The 6000-nt window shown below is 43.2% G+C and carries 4 protein-coding genes; 1 reads left to right on the top strand and 3 read right to left on the bottom strand.

Going from position 1 to position 6000, the window contains the following annotated elements; all coding sequences use genetic code 11:
• Positions 1-569: 569 nt before the first annotated feature.
• From clpB to rluD, 3 genes are all read right to left on the bottom strand, one after another.
• Positions 570-3143, bottom strand: a complete 2574-nt coding sequence (gene clpB / locus FKN88_RS14330) for an ATP-dependent chaperone ClpB (protein ID WP_154170299.1) — start codon at positions 3141-3143, stop codon at positions 570-572.
• Between the two features lie 236 nt (positions 3144-3379).
• Positions 3380-4105, bottom strand: coding sequence for a peptidoglycan editing factor PgeF (pgeF, locus tag FKN88_RS14325; protein WP_306687569.1), 726 nt, complete (start codon positions 4103-4105; stop codon positions 3380-3382).
• Between the two features lie 3 nt (positions 4106-4108).
• Positions 4109-5083, bottom strand: a complete 975-nt coding sequence (rluD, locus tag FKN88_RS14320; protein WP_154170295.1) for a 23S rRNA pseudouridine(1911/1915/1917) synthase RluD — start codon at positions 5081-5083, stop codon at positions 4109-4111.
• Positions 5084-5237: 154 nt separating this feature from the next.
• Between rluD and FKN88_RS14315 the strand changes: the two genes are divergently transcribed.
• A complete protein-coding gene (locus tag FKN88_RS14315) occupies positions 5238-5966 on the top strand; it encodes an outer membrane protein assembly factor BamD (protein WP_154170293.1) in 729 nt (242 codons plus the stop codon).
• The last annotated feature ends 34 nt before the right edge of the window (positions 5967-6000 follow it).

Below are 6000 nucleotides of genomic sequence, written 5' to 3'. Positions count from 1 at the left end.
AAGTTCTTTTTGGCTCAATGAATACTGACTCTAAATTACCTAGCTCCTATAAATAGAAGCGTAATTCAAAGCTATTATCGTTCCAACAGAACGATAATGAATTGACTGTGCCGATAGTGCTAAAAGCCCTATCAATTTGGTCACTCAGTTCATTGAAACCGAAGTGCTTATTGCTAAGCATTTTGATTATCATCAACGAGTGCCCACACAGATTGATTGGTTTAAATTGTTAAAGAGCTGGCTTGCGAATCTCTCGTTGAGCTTCGAAGCGGAGGTGAATTCTAACGAGTTAATTTGAAGAGTCAAACACTTTTTCAAATTTTCTTTTTTAGAAGCTTTCCCTCAACCAACACTGCCTGAAGCCTTGCGGCGTCTGCCGTGTCAGTGAGGGCGCATTATAGGGATAAAATTCAGGTTAGCAATAGTAAAAACAAGAAAAAAGCACACAAGCGAATCAAGCGCTCAATAAACCATCAAAAAACTGAATTCACCCGATTTATTGACTGATTTCGACCTTGGACAATAAACAAAGAAGGCTATGCCACGGGCATAGCCTTCATAAAAAAGAGTTACTGATGAGCGACGATATCACCCTCTTTAACATCAAGATAGATTGGTGTACCAGGAATAAATTGCCCTGATAATATCGATTTTGCTAATGGATTCTCTATTGTTTGCTGAATAGCACGTTTTAACGGTCTTGCACCATATACCGGATCAAATCCAATATGGGCAACAAGATCTAACGCCTCATCGCTAACAATTAATCCATAATCTTTATCGGCTAAACGTTGACGTAAACGCTCTAACTGAATAAAGGCAATAGATTTAATCTGCTCTTGAGCTAATGGGTGGAACACCACACTTTCATCAATCCGGTTTAAAAACTCGGGACGAAAATGTTTGCTCACGACCTCCATAACTTGCTCTTTCATAGTCTGATAATCCAAATGAGCAAAATTTTCTTGGATGCGTGATGACCCTAAATTGGAGGTCATGATCACTACCGTATTACGAAAATCAACGGTTCGACCTTGACCATCGGTTAATCGACCATCATCGAGCACTTGTAATAAAATATTGAACACATCAGGATGCGCTTTCTCAACCTCGTCCAACAACAATACGGAATAGGGTTTACGCCGTACCGCTTCAGTCAAGTATCCGCCCTCTTCATAACCCACATAACCAGGAGGCGCACCAACAAGACGAGCTACTGAGTGTTTTTCCATAAATTCAGACATGTCGATACGCACCATGGCATCTTCACTATCGAACATGAAATTAGCCAGCGTTTTACAAAGCTCAGTTTTCCCTACACCCGTTGGACCTAAGAATAAAAAAGAACCTATTGGGCGATTAGGATCCGATAATCCAGCTCGACTACGACGAATAGCATCAGCAACCACCTCAACCGCCTCCGACTGCCCGATGACACGTTGATGTAAAAACGTTTCCATCTGCAACAGCTTCTCTTTTTCGGCTTCCAGCATTTTCGCAACAGGAATCCCCGTCTGTTTTGACAATACTTCAGCAATTTCTTCATCGGTAACTTTATTGCGTAACAAGGTCATCTCTTGCATTTCAGCTTGAGTCGCTAAATCTAGCTGTTTTTCTAGTTCAGGAATCCGTCCATATTGCAACTCAGACATGCGGTTTAAATCACCAGCACGTCTTGCCACTTCTAAATCTAAACGCGCTTGTTCTAATGCTGATTTAATGTGTTGCGTTCCCGATAACGCTGCTTTTTCTGTGTTCCAAATTTCTTCTAATTCTGAATACTCGCGCTCTTTTTCTTTTAACTCATCATTAATAATGCCCAGACGTTTTTCGCTCGCATCATCGTGTTCATTACTTAGTGCTTGCTGTTCAATCTTCAATTGGATAATTTTTCGTTCCAATTTATCAAGCACTTCCGGTTTTGAATCCATTTGGATACGAATACTCGAAGCGGCTTCATCGATTAAATCGATCGCTTTATCTGGCAATTGACGATCGGAGATATAACGATGCGATAATGTTGCCGCAGCAACAATCGCAGGATCGGTAATCTCAACATGATGATGCAATTCATAGCGCTCTTTTAACCCTCGTAGGATCGCCACCGTATCTTCAACGCTCGGTTCATCCACTAAAACTTTTTGGAAGCGACGCTCCAATGCAGGATCTTTTTCGATATACTGGCGATATTCATCGAGTGTTGTCGCGCCAACGCAATGCAATTCTCCACGCGCCAAGGCCGGTTTGAGCATATTCCCGGCATCCATCGACCCTTCACCTTTACCGGCGCCGACCATGGTATGTAATTCATCAATAAATAAGATGACATTACCTTCTTCTTTGGCCAGCTCGTTCAGCACCGATTTTAAACGCTCTTCAAATTCACCGCGATATTTAGCTCCTGCGACTAAAGCGCCCATATCGAGAGAAAGTACCCGTCGGCCGCGTAGCCCTTCTGGCACTTCATTATTAATAATTCGCTGTGCTAAACCTTCGACAATGGCGGTTTTACCCACACCAGGTTCACCGATGATCACTGGGTTATTTTTCGTACGCCGTTGCAAGACTTGAATGGTACGGCGAATTTCATCGTCACGGCCTATCACGGGGTCTAATTTGCCTTGCTCAGCTCGTTCAGTCAGATCAATCGTGAATTTTTCTAAAGCTTGACGCAGTTCTTCGGCATTAGGATCATTAACTTTTTGCCCACCACGGATGGTTTCAATCGCTGCAGAGAGCTTTTTCTCACTCAATCCAACCTCTTTTAATAATTGACCAAGAGGTCCTTTATCTTCGATTGCCGCTAGCAAAAATATTTCAGAGGAGATGTACGCATCTTGGCGTTTTTGTGCCACTTTATCACAGAGATTAAATAACGTACCCAACGCACCAGATAGCTGAACATCACCACCAATCCCACTCACTTTAGGGAGCCTGTCGAGCATCTCGCCTAGTTTTGAGCGTAGCTGTGCCACGTCAATATTCAACATGGTTAACAACGGACGAATAGGACTGCCATTTTGATCGAGCAGTGCCACCATTAAATGAACTGGCTCGATATACTGATGATCACGACCTAGAGCCAAAGACTGCGCATCAGAAATGGCTATTTGAAATTTACTGGTAAATCTATCAAGACGCATAACCACCTTCCTAATCTCATTCAAGAGAAACTAATCACATAGAGAACATGGTTACGCAAAGACGATATTTCAAGTCAAAGGGGATAACTTTATGAGCAGAAAATGCGCTATATAAGGCTATAGAACAAAGGACAAACTTAAAGTGGACTAACAAGCGATAGCTTATTAGGTAACAGAAAAGAAGGTTAGCCATACAGAGTCAGATTTTAATCACGAAACCGTGCTATTTTGTCTGACTATTCTATCCAGATGAAGCAAGCCTGTCGGCCAGTTACGCCATCGCGTCGGTACGAATAAAATTGCTGATCATGTTGATAAGTACATAAATCACTTTTAACCACCTGATCAATACCAATTTTTGCTAAACGTAATTGTGCAAGTTGAGCGATATCAGCCAACCATTTGCCGCAATTGGATGTTGCTGAAAAAGCCCTTTGCGCATGACTATCATAATCGCAAAAAACCTGCCTGACTTCATCACCAACCTCAAAGGCTTGAGGACCAATCGCAGGACCAAGCCAGATTAAAACATCATCAGAAAACTTGTCTAAAGCCTGCTCAACAATCCCTCCGGCTAATCCTCGCCAACCCGCATGAACCGCGGCAACTCGAGTACCTTGCATATTGGCAATCAATATTGGTAAACAATCAGCTGTCATGGCTGAACAGACGACACGCGGAGTTGATGTAACAATACCATCAGCATCCAGCACTTTATAACTAGGCTGGCTGACTTCAATCACTCGAGTGGAATGTGTTTGATTAAGCCAGATGGGCGGGGATGGCATCCGACAGTATTGTTGCAACCAGTCGCGATTTTTTGCCACTATCGACGGATCATCCCCAACATGCATGCCAACATTCAAACCATCGTAAGGCGGAAGAGAAAATCCACCATGACGGGTTGAACAAAACGCTTTCACATTGTTAGGCGCTGGCCAGTTAGGAATGATCACCGACATGGTTTAATACTCTTGCGAATAGTTTAGTTTAGCATCTTCACGTAACGCTTCTGTCATAATAACCATATCATCGGGCACTGGAGCATGAAACTCAAGCTCCTCGCCAGTGATCGGGTGTTCAAACTTTAACATTACGGCATGCAGTGCTTGTCTATCAAAAGCTCTAATCATTTCCGTGAGCTCAGGGGTTGCTCCTTTAGGAATACGCGCCCGACCACCATAAGCACTGTCACCTAACAACGGATGTTGCAGATAAGCCATGTGTACTCGAATTTGGTGAGTTCGCCCGGTTTCTAAACGCAAGCGAATCCGGGTATGTTCACGAAAATGTTCTGCGACACGATAATGCGTAACCGCAGGTTTACCCATTTGATTCACCGCCATTAAAGTACGCTTTGTTGAGTGACGACCGATTGGTTTATCAATCATGCCACCCGCGGTCATTTTACCGATCGCAATCGCTTCATATTCACGGGTAATATTGCGTTTTTGCAAATCTCTTACCAAACGTGTTTGTGCTGGGACTGTCTTCGCGACCACCATTAAACCCGTCGTATCTTTATCAAGACGGTGCACAATCCCTGCACGTGGAACTTCTGCAATTGGTGGATAATGAAAGAGTAAAGCATTTAATACGGTACGATCTGGCGTTCCCGCCCCAGGATGAACGACAAAATCTCTGGGTTTATTGATCACCAGAATATCGTCATCTTCATAAACGATATTAAGTGGAATATCTTGCGCTTCCCAGCGTTGTTCATCTTCTAGCTCGGCCAGAACGGTAATGCTCTCTCCTCCCATCACTTTGGTCCGAGGCTTAGTGACCACCGTTCCATTGACTGTAATTTTGCCATCTAACAACCACTCTTTAAGACGAGAGCGGGAAAAATCGACAAATAATTCTGCTACCGCTTGGTCTAAACGCTGACCAAGCTGGCTTTCTTTTACTGTTTGAGTTAATTCAATCTGCTGAGCCATATCGAACTTTTTTAAAAACCGTGAGACTAATAGCCACGAGTGTGGAAAAATATGTTTTCATTGTATCTGTTACTGATCGGAAAGTAACGAAACGATTTACGGAGCAAGCTCGCTCCAAGTTTAGAAGCTTTATTGCAAGGAACCTAACCCTGACATGAAATACCAAACTTTATCAGGCTTACTCGCATTATCTTTATTAGTTGGCTGTTCAAGTAAAGAAGAGATTGTCCCTGACGTTCCACCCGCAGAGTTGTACAGTGATGCTCAAACTTCATTGCAAAGCGGTAATTGGTTAACCGCCATCGATAAGTTAGAAGCACTAGACTCTCGCTACCCCTTCGGAGCGTATTCAGAGCAGGTTCAGTTGGACTTGATCTACGCTTACTATAAAAATGATGATCTCGCTTTAGGGCTTGCGACCATTGAACGTTTTATTCGACTCAATCCCACTCATGAAAAAATGGATTGGGTTCTGTACATGCGCGGCTTAACTCATATGGCCCAAGATCGAAACTTTATGCACGATCTATTCAACATTGACCGTAGTGATCGCGACCCAGAACCAGTAAAAGCTGCTTTCGCAGATTTTAAACGTCTACTTGAACGTTACCCAAACAGTTTATACGCTAATGATGCACAACAGCGCATGATTGCTTTGAAAAATCGTTTAGCTGAATATGACTTAGCGACGGCTGATTTTTATTTACGCCGTGAGGCTTGGATCGCCGCGATTAATCGAACTCAAGAGCTACAGAAAACCTATCCGGGTACTGAAGCCGCACGCAAATCCTTATCTATTCAGCTAAAAGCTTATCAGCAACTAGGCTTGACTGATGCGGCCGAGCGAACCAAACAGCTAATGCAACTGAACGCTCGTCCTTAAGCTTAAATTCAGCATCATGATTACCCCTCGTTTC

Source organism: Vibrio sp. 2017_1457_13, from assembly GCF_030851525.1.
Lineage (GTDB): Bacteria > Pseudomonadota > Gammaproteobacteria > Enterobacterales > Vibrionaceae > Vibrio > Vibrio metschnikovii.
The sequence above is the reverse complement of the archived record's forward strand: the minus strand, read 5'-3'. Positions and strand labels throughout refer to the sequence as shown.

Bases quoted from the DNA above. Each gene is read 5' to 3' on its own strand.
- clpB (WP_154170299.1), bottom strand. From the start codon at position 3,143: ATGCGTCTTGATAGATTTACCAGTAAATTTCAAATAGCCATTTCTGAT.
- pgeF (WP_306687569.1), bottom strand. From the start codon at position 4,105: ATGTCGGTGATCATTCCTAACTGGCCAGCGCCTAACAATGTGAAAGCG.
- rluD (WP_154170295.1), bottom strand. From the start codon at position 5,083: ATGGCTCAGCAGATTGAATTAACTCAAACAGTAAAAGAAAGCCAGCTT.
- FKN88_RS14315 (WP_154170293.1), top strand. From the start codon at position 5,238: ATGAAATACCAAACTTTATCAGGCTTACTCGCATTATCTTTATTAGTT.